At 72.4% G+C, this 15,885-nt stretch carries 15 protein-coding genes; 9 read left to right on the top strand and 6 right to left on the bottom strand.

Annotated elements, in window-relative coordinates; translation table 11 throughout:
* The first annotated feature begins 41 nt into the window (after window positions 1-41).
* Window positions 42-1,634: an MFS transporter gene (locus OG510_RS05990; RefSeq protein ID WP_406135690.1), complete on the top strand. Its 1,593-nt coding sequence runs from the start codon at window positions 42-44 to the stop codon at window positions 1,632-1,634.
* 66 nt (window positions 1,635-1,700) lie between these two features.
* Here the strand turns inward: OG510_RS05990 and OG510_RS05985 are convergent, their stop codons facing one another.
* The 6 genes from OG510_RS05985 to OG510_RS05960 all read right to left on the bottom strand — a co-directional run bounded on the left by OG510_RS05985 (window position 1,701) and on the right by OG510_RS05960 (window position 7,523).
* Window positions 1,701-2,561 carry a SagB family peptide dehydrogenase gene (locus OG510_RS05985; RefSeq protein ID WP_406135689.1) on the bottom strand — a complete coding sequence of 287 codons (861 nt, stop codon included), beginning with the start codon at window positions 2,559-2,561 and terminating at the stop codon, window positions 1,701-1,703.
* A complete protein-coding gene (locus OG510_RS05980; RefSeq protein WP_164262155.1) occupies window positions 2,558-3,367 on the bottom strand; it encodes a hypothetical protein in 810 nt (269 codons plus the stop codon). The genes OG510_RS05985 and OG510_RS05980 overlap by 4 nt, the downstream gene beginning before the upstream one ends.
* A gap of 41 nt (window positions 3,368-3,408) precedes the next feature.
* Window positions 3,409-4,365 carry a TOMM precursor leader peptide-binding protein gene (locus tag OG510_RS05975; RefSeq protein WP_406135688.1) on the bottom strand — a complete coding sequence of 319 codons (957 nt, stop codon included), beginning with the start codon at window positions 4,363-4,365 and terminating at the stop codon, window positions 3,409-3,411.
* 125 nt (window positions 4,366-4,490) lie between these two features.
* The gene (locus tag OG510_RS05970; RefSeq protein WP_164262149.1) at window positions 4,491-4,679 is read right to left on the bottom strand and encodes a hypothetical protein; all 189 of its coding nucleotides are present in this window, start codon (window positions 4,677-4,679) and stop codon (window positions 4,491-4,493) included.
* A gap of 115 nt (window positions 4,680-4,794) precedes the next feature.
* Window positions 4,795-6,270, bottom strand: coding sequence for a YcaO-like family protein (locus OG510_RS05965; RefSeq protein ID WP_406135686.1), 1,476 nt, complete (start codon window positions 6,268-6,270; stop codon window positions 4,795-4,797).
* Window positions 6,267-7,523 (bottom strand): cytochrome P450, encoded by a 1,257-nt coding sequence (locus tag OG510_RS05960; protein WP_406135685.1) that lies wholly within the window; start codon window positions 7,521-7,523, stop codon window positions 6,267-6,269. The genes OG510_RS05965 and OG510_RS05960 overlap by 4 nt, the downstream gene beginning before the upstream one ends.
* Before the next feature lie 547 nt (window positions 7,524-8,070).
* Here OG510_RS05960 and OG510_RS05955 point away from each other — a divergent pair.
* The 8 genes from OG510_RS05955 to OG510_RS05920 all read left to right on the top strand — a co-directional run bounded on the left by OG510_RS05955 (window position 8,071) and on the right by OG510_RS05920 (window position 15,844).
* Complete coding sequence (locus tag OG510_RS05955) at window positions 8,071-8,997, top strand: SagB/ThcOx family dehydrogenase (protein ID WP_406135683.1); 927 nt, start codon at window positions 8,071-8,073, stop codon at window positions 8,995-8,997.
* Window positions 8,998-9,154: 157 nt separating this feature from the next.
* Window positions 9,155-10,096, top strand: a complete 942-nt coding sequence (locus OG510_RS05950; RefSeq protein WP_406135681.1) for a TOMM precursor leader peptide-binding protein — start codon at window positions 9,155-9,157, stop codon at window positions 10,094-10,096.
* Complete coding sequence (locus OG510_RS05945; RefSeq protein WP_164262134.1) at window positions 10,089-11,444, top strand: YcaO-like family protein; 1,356 nt, start codon at window positions 10,089-10,091, stop codon at window positions 11,442-11,444. The genes OG510_RS05950 and OG510_RS05945 overlap by 8 nt, the downstream gene beginning before the upstream one ends.
* Window positions 11,422-12,183 (top strand): type II CAAX prenyl endopeptidase Rce1 family protein, encoded by a 762-nt coding sequence (locus OG510_RS05940; protein WP_406135679.1) that lies wholly within the window; start codon window positions 11,422-11,424, stop codon window positions 12,181-12,183. The genes OG510_RS05945 and OG510_RS05940 overlap by 23 nt, the downstream gene beginning before the upstream one ends.
* A complete protein-coding gene (locus OG510_RS05935; RefSeq protein ID WP_406135677.1) occupies window positions 12,180-12,938 on the top strand; it encodes a hypothetical protein in 759 nt (252 codons plus the stop codon). Before OG510_RS05940 ends, OG510_RS05935 begins: the two co-directional genes overlap by 4 nt.
* Window positions 12,935-13,996: an LLM class flavin-dependent oxidoreductase gene (locus OG510_RS05930; protein ID WP_406135676.1), complete on the top strand. Its 1,062-nt coding sequence runs from the start codon at window positions 12,935-12,937 to the stop codon at window positions 13,994-13,996. The genes OG510_RS05935 and OG510_RS05930 overlap by 4 nt, the downstream gene beginning before the upstream one ends.
* A 31-nt stretch (window positions 13,997-14,027) precedes the next feature.
* Window positions 14,028-14,978, top strand: a complete 951-nt coding sequence (locus tag OG510_RS05925; protein WP_406135674.1) for an ABC transporter ATP-binding protein — start codon at window positions 14,028-14,030, stop codon at window positions 14,976-14,978.
* Window positions 14,975-15,844 carry an ABC transporter permease gene (locus tag OG510_RS05920; protein ID WP_406135672.1) on the top strand — a complete coding sequence of 290 codons (870 nt, stop codon included), beginning with the start codon at window positions 14,975-14,977 and terminating at the stop codon, window positions 15,842-15,844. Before OG510_RS05925 ends, OG510_RS05920 begins: the two co-directional genes overlap by 4 nt.
* Window positions 15,845-15,885: the final 41 nt, after the last annotated feature.

The following is a 15,885-nucleotide window of genomic DNA, read 5'->3' as shown; positions in this document are numbered from 1 at the left end:
GCCGGCCGCGCACAGCTCTTCCCCGACGCATTGGAGTGATCATGCCCACCGTTCATCCTGACTCCCGCGACGTGAGCGCTGCCGCGTCCCCGGCGGCGGCCGGCACCGCGTTGAGCCGCAGGCGCCGCACGGCGGCGCTGCTCGTGTTGTGCGTGTCCCTGTTCATGGCGATGCTCGACAATACCGTGGTCAATGTGGCGCTGCCCAGCATGCAGAACCATCTGGGGGCCGACATCAGCGATCTGCAGTGGATCGTCGACGGCTACAGCCTGAGCCTGGCCGCGCTGATGCTGACCGCGGGCACGGTCGGTGACCTCTTCGGACGCCGGAAGGTCTTCCTGTTCGGCCTGCTGCTGTTCGGCGCGGGATCCGCCGTGTGCGCGCTGGCCGGGCACGTCGGCATCCTGATCGCGGGCCGGGTGCTGCAGGGCGCGGGAGCCGCGGCCTTCATGCCCGGCACACTGTCGATCATCCGGCAGATCTACACCGACGAACGCGAGCGGGCGATGGCCATCGGCATCTGGGCCGGGGTCTCCGGCCTCGGCCTCGGAGTCGGGCCGATCGTCGGCGGTCCCATCGTGGACCACTTCGGATGGACCTGGGTCTTCTGGCTCAATGTGCCGATCGCGCTGATCGGGCTCGTCGGCGGAGCCCTGCTCATCCCGGAGTCGTCGGACCGCGACGGCCGCACCCTGGACCCGGCCGGGCAGTTGCTCGGCATGGTGGTGATCGGCGCGGCGGTCTACTCCACGATCGAAGGCCCGTTGCGCGGCTGGAGCGACCACTTCGTGCTGGGCGGCTATGTGCTGGCCGTGGTCGCGCTGCCGCTGTTCGTACTGGTCGAGCTCAAGGTGAAGAGCCCGATGCTCGACCTGGCGATGTTCCGGGACCGGCTGTTCACCGGCGCCCTGCTCAACGGTCTCTTCCTGTACCTGGGCATGTTCTCGGTGCTGTACTTCCTGAGCCTGTGGCTGCAGGAGGTGCTGGGCTGGTCGGCCACCGGCGCGGGCCTCGTCGTCATGCCGGCGATGGTGGTGGTGGCGGCGGTGACACCCGTGGCGGGCTGGATCGCCGGGCGGATCGGCGCCGGGTACCCCATGACTGCCGGGCTGTTGGTCTCGGCTTTCGCGATGGCGGCGATGGCGCAGTTCGGCTCGGACGCGTCGTTCCGCTCCTACTGGTGGCTGCTGCCGGTGATCGGTCTGGGCATGGGTCTGGTGCTCACGCCCATCACGGCGACCGCGCTGGCCCGGGTCCCGGCCCGCCGAGCGGGCATGGCGTCCGCGTCCAGCAACACACTGCGGGAGCTGGGCGGTGTCATCGGTGTCGCTGCCCTGGGCTCGGCACTGACCGCGGCGATGCACCGCGATCTCGGACACCGCCTGACGTCGCTCGGGCTGCCGGTTGACGAGCGCGCCCGGCTCATGGACCGGCTCAACGGCGGTACCCGGCTCAGCGGCGGCGACCTGCCGGCGGCGGTGGCACACGCGGCCAACGAGTCGTTCGTGCGCGGTCTGCACGTGGCGGAGTACAGCGGCTCCGCGGTGCTGTTGTTCGGCTGCCTGCTGTCACTGGTGCTGGTGAGGCGGGGCCGGCTGGACCAGGACACGCAGGCCGCCCCGGACGGGGCCTGAGCGGGCGCGCGGAAGCCACGCGGCCGGTGTCCGCGGGAGACACGGGCCGCGTGGCTGGTCGGACGGTCAGGCGCGCGAGCCGACCGGCATGAGCAGCAGCGGGATGTCCTGCTTGCCGTCGAGGCCGAGTACCCCGGCCACCCGGTCCGAGTCGAAGCCGGCCACGGCGCAGACCCGCAGACCGAGCGAGGTGGCGCAGAGGTACAGGTTCTCGCCGACGAATCCAGCGTCGAAGTGGGCGAAACAGTAGGCTCGGTTGCCGTACTTCCACCGCCCCCGCGTCAGCGCCCCCGCGAGCACCAGCACCGCCCCCGCGCTGTACATCCACTCGGTGTCGGGACACGCGTCGACCAGCAGACGGCGCATGTCACCGCGGTTGACCAGCCGCAGCGCGTCGTCCTGCGGTGCGTAGAGATACGCGCCGGGTGCGACGCCCTCCACGTCGTGGACGACGACGTAGATGTCGGTGGACTGGATCCCGCCGGCGCTCGGGGCGTAACGGCTGGGGAACGAGGGGCTGTTGTAGGCGGCCGTGGTGCCCCGGATGCCGTAGGAGTGGCTGAGGAGCCCGGCGATGTCCTCCAGGGCCAGCGGCCGTCCCGCGAAGTCGCGGCGGGAGGCGCGGGCCGCGAGTACATCCTGCAACAGATGGGTGAGCTTGGGCAGTTCGCCGGGGAAGGACACCTCGGCCCGCCCGGCGCGGTCCGGCAGCACCTGTGGGGTCTGCGCGCCCTGCATCTCCGACCTGCTCGCCATGGACGCCGGGTCGTTGAGCGCCCGGTGGGCCACGGCGACGAGGTCGAGCACCGCGCGGTCGCCGGTGCGTTCGCGTACGCGCAGAGCCGGGCGCAGCATCGCGGCGAGGGCGTCGCGGTCGCGGGCCGAGAGCCCGGCCAGCAGGGTGTCAAGTTCGTCGGTGGTACTCATCGCCTGCTTCCTCCGTCGTGTGCGGCCCGGTCCTGCCACGGCAGCGGGATGACGGCCTGGACGGCGCGTTCCAGCCCGTCGAGGCCGAGCAGCCCGTGCATACGGTCGTCGTAGAAGTCCAGCAGCACGGGCGGGGCGCTGCCGGTCGCGTCGGCGATCGCGCGCACCAGCCGGTCGGTGAGGCGCCCCGCGGTCAGCAGCAGCCTGCGGTAGCCGCGCGGGCCCTGCAGGGCGGTCCAGCGCGGAGCGACGCCGACCACGAACAGCAGCGCGTCGGCCTGCGGGGCGGCCGGCAGCAGGCAGCCGTGGATCGCGGCCACCGTGTCGTCCGCGAGCCGGGAGTCGGTGAACAGCCAGTCCCTGCCGGGGAACCAGCGGTAGAGCCGCCCGTGCAGCAGCAGCATCAGGTCGGTGCCGTACAGCAGTTCTTCGCCGTCGTCTCCGAGCGAGCCCGGCAGGTCCACGCCCCAGGCGTCGCGTACCGCCGCCGCGGGCAGCACCGCACCTTCCGCCTCGGCCTCGCGCGGGTCCCACTCGTCGTCGTGCGGTGCGAACGCGCTGCCGTGGAACCACGCCAGGATCTCGCGGAACTCGCTGTCGTCCAGCGGCGCGTTGTGCGCACCCGCCGGGGACAGGGACGAGTTGACGTGGAAGAACTCCGCGGGGTCCGGGGTGCGGGCGGTCAGCCGGGCCTGGTACGTGGCGGACGGCGACGGCCGCAGTACCAGCGTCTTGGCCGGGTCCGACACGGGGGTCTCGTCCAGCGGTACGCCGCCCCGGCCGGTCGGGGGGAAGGCGGTCTCCATGGTCGCTCCCGTCGAGGAGGTGGGCCGGCGGGCGGGGCCCGTCACAGGAACGGGTTCCGGTAGGGCGCCCGCTGCGGCCCGCAGGCAGGACAGCGCGGCAGTCTCATCACGTCCTGGTAGTCGATTTCCATGCGTTCGAAGTCGAACCGCACGGCGCGGCCGGAGGTGATCCGGTCGCTGCCGACCAGGTGTGCCACGACCGCCTCGACGGCCAGGCCGGAGACGATCTGCACCTGGTGCGGCGGGGGAGTGGCGGCCGGGCCGTGCGCGTCACGCGCGTGCCGCAGCTCCAGCATGTGACCAGTGAAGCCGACGGAGGAGTCGGTCAGCAGCTCGAACTCCAGATGGCAGGCGCTCTCGCCAGGGACGTGGGTGGGGCCGATGACACCCTCGCCGCCGTCGAAGTACACCGGGAGCCACGGGGTCTTGCCGCGGAGCGCCGTGTCGTTGAGGGCGTGCAGCAGCGTCGAGTCGGGCCTGTCGAGGGCGACGACCACGAGGGTGGCGCCGGTGAACAGCTCCTCGGGTACGTCGTCGGGAGCAGGCGCCGGTACACGGCGGAGCGTGGCACCGGCCTCGGTGGCGCCGGAGGTGGCCAACTGGCCGGCCAGGGTGTCGGCGAGCGTGCCGTCCCCCATGACGGTGACCACCGAATCGCGCAGTGCGTCGTCGGGGGCGGATGAGGCGGGGAACACGGTGCGCAGATGGGTGTGGGCCGGGTCGGAACCGGCCGGGACCACGATGCCGCGCTGCGCGAGGTGGCTGAGTACGGCGGGGACGTCCAGCGACACCCCGGGCGCCGACTCCCGGGCCCAGGAAGCAAGTTCGTCCTCGCCGGCGCAGGTGCGCAGACGTTCCAGCAGGTCGGCGAGGATGCCGCCGCCCGCGTCGTCACGCAGCAGTTCCGCGTAGACAGAGCGGCTGCCGCGGCTGATCAGCACCTCGTCGTCGGTGCGCCGGACAAAACGCAGATGGGGGTTGAGCGTATAGAGGGTCATATGTGCCTTCCGCGAGTCGGCCGACTGGGTCCGGGCCCGGCATACCGGGCCGGGGACGGAGCGTGGTCCGGCGAATGCGCCGGTGCGGAGCCGTGCGGGCCCCGGACGGGACCCGCACGGGTGGTTCACCGGCCGGCGGGAACGAGCTCCGCCTGGTCGGTCTGTACGGCACTCATACCGGTCGCCACACCGCAGCAGCAGCAGCACAGGACTGAGGAGCTGCAGCAGGAAGCGGCCAGGATGGCCCGGCTCTCGGGGTTGGTGCTCCACTTCTCCGTGGGCACGTGTTCGGTGGTCAGGTCCATGGTGACCATGACTCCAATCGTGTCGGTCAAACCTTGTGAGGGGACAGCGCGCGGACGCGCCCCCGGCCGGACGGGCCGGCCGGAGTCCGTACGGCCATTCCACGGACCCGCGTGGTGGCACCGGTCAGGGGTACGGCAGCGGCGGAGCCGCCTGTGGCTCGCCGGTCAGCGGCGAGCGCTCCCCCAACCAGTCGCGCACCCGCGCGAACCGGGGGTGACCGAGCATGGGTCGGGACTGCAGGAACGGCTGCGTCAACTCGGGTACGAAGACCCGCATCAGCCGCAGGTGGGACAGTCCTTCGGGGGTGCGGTCGAAGACGACGGGGTCGATGCCGTGGCGGTCGAGCACGGCGCACAGCGCGGCGAGCCTGGCGGCGTCGGCCGGCCCGCCCTCACGGCGCGGCGGCGCCCCGCTGATGTCCGCGAGCGCGATCTCGTCCCCGGCACCACGGTGTGCGGTCAGCAGTCCGCGCAGCTCGCGGTTGCCGTAGTAGCCGAGGGACTGGACATAGGTGAGCATCTCCGACAGCGGGGCATCCGGGGCCAGATCGAACTGGCGGGCGAACAGCTGCGAGACCGGACGGTCGGGGGCGAGGAAGGAGGAGCGCAGGATGCGCTCGGACTGTCCGAACTCGCCGATCGCCTCGCTCAGCGCGGTCTCCGCGTCGAGGTCGGCGCCTGCCCCGGCACAGAACCCGAAGCGGTGCCTCCACGGCTCCACCCGCACCGCGGTGAAGACCGGGATCTCCGTGATGTCCAGCGAGTGGTACAGCAGGTCCACCGGCTCGTTCTGGACCGCCAGTTCGGCCAGCAGCGTACGCAGCCGGTGGCCGCGCGGCGCGGTGGTGACCGTGACCCGCTCCGGCGGCACCCGCAGGTACCAGCGGAGATTGAGCGCGTCACGCTCCACGATCTCGCGCACGCCGTGGTAGATCGCGGCCTCCCGCGTGACATGACTGCTCAGGCCACCGGACGAGCCGTAGCCGATGGACGCCTCGCCCGGTTCCGCCAGGTGCACCAGCTCCACCAGCTGGCTGGGAACCCACACCTCCTCGCCCGAGACCAGATGCGACCCGCGGGTCCAGCTGAGCGGCGTGCCGGTGGTGAACGGCTCGTAGACGAAGTCGGGGCGAGCGTACTGGGCGGCGGAGAACAGGGGGATCCGGTCCGGGTGCATGCACGGCACACCGGCCCTGCACAGTTCGTCGTAGGTCCCCGAGCGCTGCTCCGCACCGCCTGTGCCGCGCAGCGACCCGATGACCCGCTCCACGGTCTCGCCTGCGCTGGAGGCGAACATGTCGAAGAGCGTGAAGCCCTTGCCGCCCGCGCTGATGCTGTCCTGGGTGCCGGGATCGAGCGACGGCACACCCGTCAGCCGCCGCAGCAGCCGGTCGATGCTGCTGAACGAGGCGGTGGACACATTGCTGTGCAGCGGCCCCGGCCCGGCGAGTTCGGTGAACACCTTCGTGATCGGGCCGCCCACCGGGTTGTACAGCGCGAGCAGTTCGGTCAGAGCGGCATGCTCCTCGTCGGCCATGGCCGCGGGGAACGCCTCGTGGCCCCGGTTGACCCAGGTGGAGCGCAGTACGGGCGCGGTCATCGCACACCGCTCGTGTCCGGGCCGGGCACGACCGGCAGCGCGGTGACGCCTCGCATCATCAGGTTGTCCCGCCACTGCAGTTCCTCCGCCGGGACCGCCAGCCGCACGGCCGGGAAGCGCTCGAAGAGGGCTGACAGCGCGACCCGGCCCTCCAGACGGCCGACGGCAGCGCCCAGGCAGTGGTGGATGCCGTGGCTGAACGCCAGATGGGGGCAGGCTCCCCGGTCCAGACGGAAGCTGTCGGGGTCGTCCACCATGTCCGGGTCGCGGCCGGCCGAGTTCAGCAGCGCGAGCACCGCGTCGCCGCTGCGTACCTGAACGCCCGCCAGGTCGAAGTCCTGGTTGGCGAAGCGCCAGGTCGGCACCTTCACCGAACCCTCAAGGCGCAGCGCCTCCTCGATCACCGCCTCCATCAACTCGGGCCTGGCACGCACCTGTTCACGCTGCTCGGGGTGGGTGAGCAGCAGCAGGGCGGTGTTGCACACGAAGTAGGCGCTGGACTCGTATCCGGAGAAGAACAAGTGGAAGACGACGTCGACAAGCTGGTGCGGGTCGAGTTCCTCCTCGCCCTCGCCCGTCGCGAGCAGCGCCACCAGGCCGTCGTCGCCGCCCCGTTCGCGGGCGCCCAGGACCCAGGGCACCAGGTGCCCACCGAGTTCGTCGGCGGCCTCCGCGAAGTCGTCGCCCTCGTCCAGCTCGGCGCGGGAGAAGGCGCGGGCGCAGGCGTGGAACGGTTTTGTCAGCTCCTGGGGCACGCCCAGCAGCCTGCACCCCACCTCGACCGCCAGAGGTACGGCGTAGTCGGCGAGCAGGTCGAAACGCTCCCGGCCCGCCGCCGCGTCCAGCAGTTCGGCCGCCCACCGCCGCATCGGCTCATCGAGGGTGGCGGCGTGGCGCGGGGTCATCGCCCGTGACATCAGCCGGCGCATCGATGTGTGCTCCGGCGGGTCTGTGCTCAGCAGGTGGCGGCCGAGGAGGGACACCTTCTCCTCGGGCCGGCCGCGGCCGATGGCCTCACGGACCGGACCGGCCGCAACGGCCGGGTCGGTGCTCAGCCGCGGATCGCCCAGCATCGACTTGACCTCCGCGTACCGGCTGACCACCCAGGGATCGAGACCCTCGCGGATGTGCACGCGCCGCACCGGCCCCTCCTCGCGCAGTCGGGCGTAGGCGGGGTACGGGTCGGCCGCCCACGCGGGCCCGAAGGGGGCGTCGGGAAGGTCCGCGGGCGGGCTGTTCACGCTGCTTGTCATCAATTCTCCTTCCGGCGGCACACCGGCCGGCCACAGCCCCTGAGTGCGCGCCGGGCCGGGATGTCCTGGCGGGCGAATTTGAGAGTAATCGCAGCGACATTCAATCCTTTCACCATCGCTGCTAACACTGTTCATTGGTGCAGTTTTCGGTGCACCAACGGGCGTTGTTCTTTCGGTACCTGCTGTGGTTGCCTGGCTTTGGCCGGATCGCCTGATGGCCTTTCCGGCCGAGTACGACAGGGATTGCCGGCCCGCCGGAATTAATTTCCCGGCCGGTCGATCTCGCGGTTCCTGGTTCTTCCCGTCGAGCGCCATTACCGAGGCGTTCACCATTCGAGGAGGTTCACCATGAAGCTCACCACCACCACCGTCACCGAGGACCGCGACGACCGTGAGGTCGTCGTGCCGGGCGCCTGTTCCTCCTGCTGTGGCGCCGTCGTGCGCCGCCGCGGCTGAGCTGTAGCCCAGTGATCGCCGGGTGCGGGCCCACGGCCCCGACGCCGCAGCCCGCACCCGGCTCCGCCCGCCCTTCGAAGAAGGAGCAGCCGTGACCGACCCGGTCTCCGCCTCGCCCCAGCTCTCCCGCGCGGCTGTGCTGGCAACCGCGCGCCGCTCCCGCGCCTCCGAGGCGGACGGCGTGGGACTGCGTACGCACTCCTTCCGCGCCGACAACGCCGGCGACCCCAGGCTGCCCCGGGTCGCCGAGGAGTTCCTGGTCTCCTCCCGCCTCAAGCGGTGGGACCGCCAGACGCAACTGTCCATCTCCGCCTACTCGTCCGACCCGCTGGCGATGTGCTGGGCGTACAACGGCGCCGAACAGGTGCCGGACGGCATGCTGACGGCGCTGCCGCCGTCCGAGCCGGTCACCGAACCGCTGACCGAAGTCATCAACCGCAGGCGCAGCGAGCGTGTCTTTGCCGACGCGCCGCTCGGCGCCGACCGGCTGGCCGCGCTGCTGCGGCACGCCGCGGGCCCCACCGCCGAAGGCGAGGTCGAGACCGCCGACGGCGTGACGCTGACCGGCTCCTTCCACGCGGTGCCCAGCGCCGGCGGACTGCGGCCCGTCCAGGTGTGGGTGGCCGCCTCCCGGGTGGCAGGCGTGCCGGCCGGAGTGCACCGCTACCTCCCCGAACGTGACGCGCTGGCAGCGCACTCGGGCCCCGAGGGACTGGCCGCACTGCTCGACGCGCTGCAGGACTCCCCGGACGGACCACACCCCCGGCAGGCCGCCGCTGTCGTCCTGCTGGTGGCGCGCCCGTGGCGGGCCATGCGCAAGTACGGGCCGCGCGGCATGCGCTTCGTGCTCCACGAGTGCGGCGCGCTGTCCCAGAACATTCATCTCGCGGTGACCGGCGCCCGTCTCGCGGCCACCGACTTCTCGGGTTTCTACGACGACGAGGCGAACGCCGCACTCGGCATCGACGGCGTTCTCGAGGCCCTGCTGCACACGGTCCTCGTCGGACTTCCCGCATGACACCGCGGCCGGGCTGCACGGAATTCAATTCAGAGCTCGCTCCACTTTCCGGGATGGAGGTTTCTCGGTGACGGGCAGAAATCCCCGAGTGCGTCAATCGGTCACGGTGATCGGGCACAGTCCGGACATCGTTGAGTTCCGAACGGGCATTTGGAATATGCAGTCGTACACGGTCACCGACGACAGCGGCGGCGGAAAGATGTTCGCTCTCGTATCGGCCCTGGACGGCACCACCACCCCCGGGGAACTCGCCGATCGGCACGGCGTCGCACCGGAGGAGGTAGCGGCCCTGACCGGCCACCTCGCGGACCTGGGGGTGCTCCAGGACGGCCCGGAGAGCGCGCTCGACGCCTACCTCGACGAGGTGTCCGGGCTCGGCCGCGCGGAACCGGCCGAGCAGGCCACGCAGGTGCTGCTGCTCGGCGATCCGGCACTGACCGATTCCGTGCACGCCGCCATGGGAAACGGGCACGGACTGCCGGTGCTGCGCCCCGGCTCCGACGACCCGTTGGTGAGGCGGCTGGCGACCGTCGATCCGGCCGTGCTCCACGACGGGCTCCAACTGCGCACCCTGGAAGCGGAGTTCGAGCCCTGGCGAGGAGCGTTCGCGGTGGTGGCCGCCGCGGTGATCGACCCTCAGCGCTTCCAGGTCTTCAACCGGCTCGCCGCCCGGCTGGGCATCACCTGGCTGCACGGCGCCGTCGACGGGCCGTACGTCTTCGCCGGTCCCACCGTGCTGCCGGGCCGGTCCGCCTGCTACGAGTGCTTCGAGACCCGCGTGGTGATGAACCTGCGCGAGAAGTCCTCCTACGTGCGTTACAAGGAGGCGCTGGCCCGCGGCGCCGCCCGGCTCGGCAGCCGCCCTTCGGCCGCTCCCGTCACCGCGCTGCTCGGCTCGCACCTGGCCCTGGAGGCCGTCAACTACCTCCACACCGGGACGGCTTTCACCATCGACAAGGCACTGGGCATCCACCTGCCGACAATGGAGATCGCCTACAACGAGGTGCTTCGGCTGCCCGGCTGCGCGGGCTGCGGCACCGTGGTCGAACGCGACGACTCGCCGCTCTACTACGACCCGAGGGCGTGGCTGGATGTCTGAGCCGATGGCCCTGTCGGTACGGCAGGACGAGATGCAGCGCGCCGAGGCCCTCAGGCGCCGCATGCACGGCCGGCTGTGCGGAGTGGTGCCGGTGCTCGACCACCTCACCCGCAGCAGGAGCGACGCGCGCATGCTCATCGCAAGCGCCGACCTGGCCGGGGTGCACCTGCTCCAGGACCTGCCCGCGCCGAAGGCCGGCAGCTTCCACCTCGGAGGCTTCGGCACCGAGCCGTTCGAGGCGCAGATCCGTGTGCTCGCCGAGTCCCTTGAACGCTACGCCTGCAACGTCGCCCCCCTGGAGGGGCGCTTCCCGGTGCGCTACGCCACTCACCGGGAGCTGGCCGCAGCCGGCGAGAACGTCCCCACCGAAGCGCAGCTGACGCTGTTCAGCGCCGCCCAGCACGGCAGCGGCGACTTCTGGTTCGACCGGTTCGACCCGGAAGCGGAACTCGGCTGGGTCCAACTGCCGTCGCTGCTCGGCCGGTTCAGCGGGTGGATACCGGCGCAGTGGTACTTCCTCGGTTACGCGCCGCCCGACCGCGAGCCGTGGATCGCGCCGGCCGTCACCACCGGCGCCGCCGCGCACACCGACCCCGACGCAGCCCTGGCCGCCGCGCTGTCGGAGGCGGTGCAGATCGACTCGGCCATCGGCCACTGGCACGGCACCCGCCCCAGCGTGCGCATCACCGGCGACCGCCGCACGAGCATCATCGACAACCTGGTGCGCGAGGTGTTCCCGCGCGGCGACCTCGCCCCGGAGTTCCACCTGCTGACCAACCCCGACCTGCCCGGATTCACGGTGGCCTGCCTGCTGCGCCGCCCGCCGGGACTGGTGCCGCAGATCGCGGTGGGCCTCGGCAGCGGCACCAGACTGGTCAACACCATGTACCGGGCGCTGCTGGAGGCAGCCGGCGTGCGGTGGCTGGCCGGCTGGCTGGCCGTGGAACGGCGGATCGACCACGGGCCCGGCGAACACCGGCCCAGCGGCGACGAGTTCTACGACCTGGAGGCCAACGTCGGCACCTACGCGGCCGCGGACGGCGCCAAAGTGGTCGAGGACCGCTTCGCCGCCTGCGACGAGGCCGCGGCGGGCGACTTGCCGGCGGACGACGACCGGCCGCGCAGGGAACAGATCGCCGCGCTGGTCGACGCGTACCGGGGCAGCGGCAAGGACCTGTTCTTCGCCGACCTGACCACCACCGACGTCCGGGCGCTGGGTTTCACCGTGGTGCGGGTCTTCTCGCCCGACACCCTGGTGCTGCCGCTGCCCGCAGCGCCGCCGGCCGCCCACCCCCGGTTCGCCGCCTACGGAGGCTTCCACCACGATGCCCCTCACCCTTACCCCTGACCTGCGGCTGTACCTGCTGATGGGGCTGGGCCTGTGCGCGCTCGCCGCGCTGAATCTGGCGGGGGCCGTGCACAGCCGCTACCTCGACGACCGGGGGACGCCGATGCTGCCGGTCTACGTGGTTCTCTGCGCCGCGGTCACCGCCGGCGGGCTGCTCGTACAGGGCCCCGGCGTGCTGTGGCGCGCCTCGCCCTCCCTGTCCCCGGCCTGGCGGCTGGCCGCTGCGGCCGGGGCGGGCGCGGCGGTGCTGGCTGTGGCGGCGGCGGGCGACGCGTGGGTGCTCGGGGCACTGGGGCGGCTGCGTACGGGCGGACGCGGCCGCCCCGGTGCCCCGACCCGTGAGGCGTCCGGTGCCGCCCCGGCGCGCGAGGCCGACGGCTCGTGGCGGCCGAGCGCGAAGGACCGGCGGTTGCCGACCGGTCCTGCGTGGACGCTGTCGGCGGCCGTGGTGGAGGAGACGGTCTTCCGGGGCGTCTGGTACGACCTGGCGGTCCGCGCGCACGCGCCGGCGCTGTGTCTGGCGGCGCTCGCGGTCGGTGTGCTGGCGTTCGGGCTCGCGCACCTGTTCTTCGGCTGGAACCAGGTGCTGGCGAAGCTGCCCCTGTCGGTGGCCGCGACCGCCGCGGTGGCGGTGACCGGCACCGTACTGGCAGCGGTGCTGGGGCATGTGCTGTTCAACCTGCGGGCATGGCTGCGCTACCGGGCCGTCCTGCGTGCCCGGGCGGTGGGTGCGACGTGACCGCCGACGTCGTACCGCCGCTGCTGGTGCTGGCGTGCTGGGCGGTCCCCGCCTCCCTGCCGGCGCGCGGAGGCACAGCGCCGTCGGCCGCGACGCGCTGGGCGGGGCGGTTCGCGACGCCCCTGGCCGCTCTGGCACTGGCCGGCGTGTGGTGCGCGGCGGCGCCGTCCGGCCACTTCGGCGCACCCCTCCGGCTCTCCGGTCACGCCTGGGCGCTGCTGCCGGCCGGGCTGCTCGTGGGCGCGGGTGAACTGGCCTGCGGCGCCCTGGCGTGCGGCGCGCTCGGCGAGCTGGCCGCCGCCCGGCAGGGCACCGGCGGGCAGGCCTCGCAGTGGTCGGCGCTCCAGCGCAGCGCCTGGATGCGCCGGACGTCCGCGCTGCCGGGTGCGGGAACGCTGCCGCCCGGTGTGCCGCTCGCACTGGGCCTGCTCGCGGCCTGGGCCGAACAGGCCGCGGTCTTCGGTATCGGCGTCGCGGGAGCGACGCGCTGGGCGGGGGCCGCCGCAGGCTGGGCCTTCGCTCTCGTGGCCGCCGCACTGCGCTCCTGCCGGCCGGACGCCCGGCGCTCCCCCCGGGTGGCCCCGGTCGCGACGCTGCTCACCATGGTCGTCGAGACCACCCTGTTCCAGTCGGTTCCGCTCGTCCTGCCGCTGGCGGGCGCGCGGTGGACCTTCCTGCTCCTGGCGCGCTCCCGGCAGGAGCCCTCGTCAACCGGCCGACCGGCCGATGTCACCACCACCGGAGGTACAAGATGAAGCACGGTATTTCGCTGCTGCCCGACTGCCGCCCCGCGGCCCGCTCGGCGCGCGACTACTTTCAGGAGGTGCTGACGCTCTCGCAGATCGCCGAGGAACAGGGCCTGCACTACGTCAAGATGACCGAGCACTATCTGCGCGACTACGGCGGCTACTGTCCCGACCCGCTGGGCTTCCTGTCCGCGGTGGCGGCGCGCACCAGCACGATCCGGCTGATGACCGGCGCCATCCAGGCGGCCTTCCACCACCCGGTGCAGATCGCGGCCCAGACGGCGATGGTCGACGCCATCAGCGGCGGACGGCTCGACGTGGGCTTCGCGCGGGCCTGGCTGCCGTACGAGTTCGAGGTGTTCGGCATCCCGATGGACGAGTCGCGCGCCCGGTTCCAGGCCACGGTCAACGCCGTCCGCCGCCTGTGGACGGAGGAGTCGGTCGACGAGGAGACGCCGTTCTTCGGCTTCCGCCGCGCCACCAGCCTGCCGCGCCCCGAGCAGCGCCCCCACCCGCCGGTGTGGGTCGCCGCCGTGCGCTCCCGGCAGAGCTTCGCGTGGATCGCCGAGCAGGGGTTCGGCCTGCTCGTGACGCCACCGCCGCACAAGGACGCGCTGCCCGGCACCCGCGAGATGGTGGAGGTCTACCTGGAGACCTTCCGCTCGGTGCACGGCACCGACGCGGTGCCGCGGGTCGCGGTCAGCGTGCCGATGTTCGTCGCCGAGACCGACGAGGAGGCGTACCGCGTCGCCGACCCGTTCCTGCGCGAGTACCTGACCGTATGGGCGGAGTCGGCGGAGGACTGGAGCGGCACCACATCCAAGGACTATCCGTCGTACGAGGCGATGGGCCAGGCGCTGCGCACCATGCGTATCGACGACTTCCGCAGTGTGGGCACCGCGGTGGTCGGCTCCCCCGAGCAGGTCGTGGAGCGGGCACAGCACCTCACGTCGCAGCTGCACGCCGACACGATGCTGTGGCAGGTGGACTTCGGCGGCCAGACGCTGGCCACGATGGAGCCGAGCCTGCGGCGGTTCGCCTCACAGGTCATGCCGAAGCTCGGCTGACGGCCACCGACGCACGGGTACAAGCCGAGGAATGGAGGAGCCGGTGGACGCACCGGTGATCGAGTGTGCGCGGCTGCGCAAGGCGTACCGGCGCAGGCCGGCGCTGCGCGGGGTGGACCTGAGGGTGACGGCGGGGGAGGTGTTCGCGCTGCTCGGACCGAACGGCGCGGGCAAGACCACCGCGGTGGAGATCCTCGGGGGTTTCCTGGCGAGAGACGCGGGCGAGGTGAGCGTCCTCGGCCACGACCCGGGACACGCCGGGCCCGGCTGGCGCCGGAGAGTCGGTGTCGTGCCGCAGGAGACCGGCGCCCTGTCCGAGCTGACGGTGCACGAGGCGGTGGCGCACTTCGCCGGGCTGTACCCGGCGGCCGCGCCCGTGCCGCCGCTGCTGCGGGACGTCGGTCTCGAAGAGGTGGCGGGGCGGCGCATAGGCCGGCTGTCGGGCGGCCAGCGGCGCCGGGTCGACATCGCGCTGGGCATGGTGGGCAGGCCCGAACTGCTCTTCCTCGACGAGCCCACCACGGGTCTGGACGCGGTGGCCAGGCGGCAGGTGTGGGATGCGGTGCGGGAGCTGACCCGCCAGGACGGCACCACGGTGCTCCTCACCAGCCACTCCATGGAAGAGGTCGAGGAACTGGCCGCGCGCGGGGCGGTGCTGGCCGACGGGAAGGTGGTGGCCCAGGGCACGATCGCGGAGCTGGCGGGCGGCCAGTCGCAGCGGTGCGTGGTGGAGTTCACCGGGCAGCGGCTGCTGCCGCCATCGGGCCTGCCGTCCGGCACCGACGTCGAGTTGCTGACGGACGACCGGGTGCGGATACGGACCGCGCAGCCGTCCGGCGTGCTGCGCGCGGTCCTCGACCGGGCGGCCGAGCTCACCGTTGTCGAGGTCCCCGGGCTGCGCGTGAGCCGTCCGACACTGGAGTCCGGCTACCTGTCACTGATGGCGGAACTGACCGGACCTGCCGAGGAGGTTGCCGCATGAGGACGCACACACAGGACACGGTGGTGCGCGCCTCCGCGGCCCGGGAGCGCGAACCGGCGCCGGCGGCGACCGCGCGTGTGCTGCGGGCCGGGTGGTCGCGGGCCGCGGTCGAACTCAAGGGCTATGTGCGCAACTGGCAGGCGGTGCTCTTCACCTTCGCGCTGCCGCTGTTGCTGCTGGTGGTGTTCGGCGCGCTGTTCACCGGGAACGTCGGGCGGACCGGGGTACCGCTGCGCCACGTGCTGGTGTGCGGGATCATCGCATCCGGCATGGTGGCCACCACGTTCATGAGTCTGGCGGTGGGCATCGCGTCCGACCGGGAGGACGGCACCCTCAAACGGCTGGCGGCCACCCCGCTGACCCCCGCGGGCTATGTGCTGGGCAAGACCGGGCAGGCCGTCGTGGTGGGGCTCGCGGAGACCGTACTGCTGCTGGTGATCGGCCGGCTGGGCTACGGGGTGGCGCTGCCGCCCACCGTCGGGCGCTGGTGGACGCTGGTGTGGGTGACCGTGCTCGGGGTGGTGGCCTGTTCGCTGGCCGGGATCGCGTTCAGCCGGCTCACCTCGTCGGTGAAGGCGGCGATGCCGGCCACTCAGATCCCCTACCTGATCCTGCAGTTGATCTCCGGGGTGTTCTTCGTGTTCACCTCGCTGCCGGGCGCTCTCCGGCTCGTCGCGTCGCTCTTTCCCCTCAAGTGGATGGCGCAGGGCTTGCGTTCGGCGCTGCTGCCGGACTCCTTCAGGGCCGCCGAGGCGACCGGGGGCTGGGAGCACGGGCGTACCGCGCTGGTGCTGGGCGCCTGGTGCGTCGGCGGCTTCCTGCTCTGCCTGCTGGCGTTCCGCCGCCGCCCGCCGGGGCTGCGCTGAAGGCGCCCGCCGGTAGCCGTTCCCCCGCCCGCCGACCGGTC

The sequence above is a fragment of the Streptomyces sp. NBC_01089 genome, from assembly GCF_045162975.1.
In the GTDB taxonomy this organism is placed as follows: Bacteria; Actinomycetota; Actinomycetes; order Streptomycetales; family Streptomycetaceae; genus Streptomyces.
This window is presented reverse-complemented; position numbering and strand designations above follow the sequence as displayed.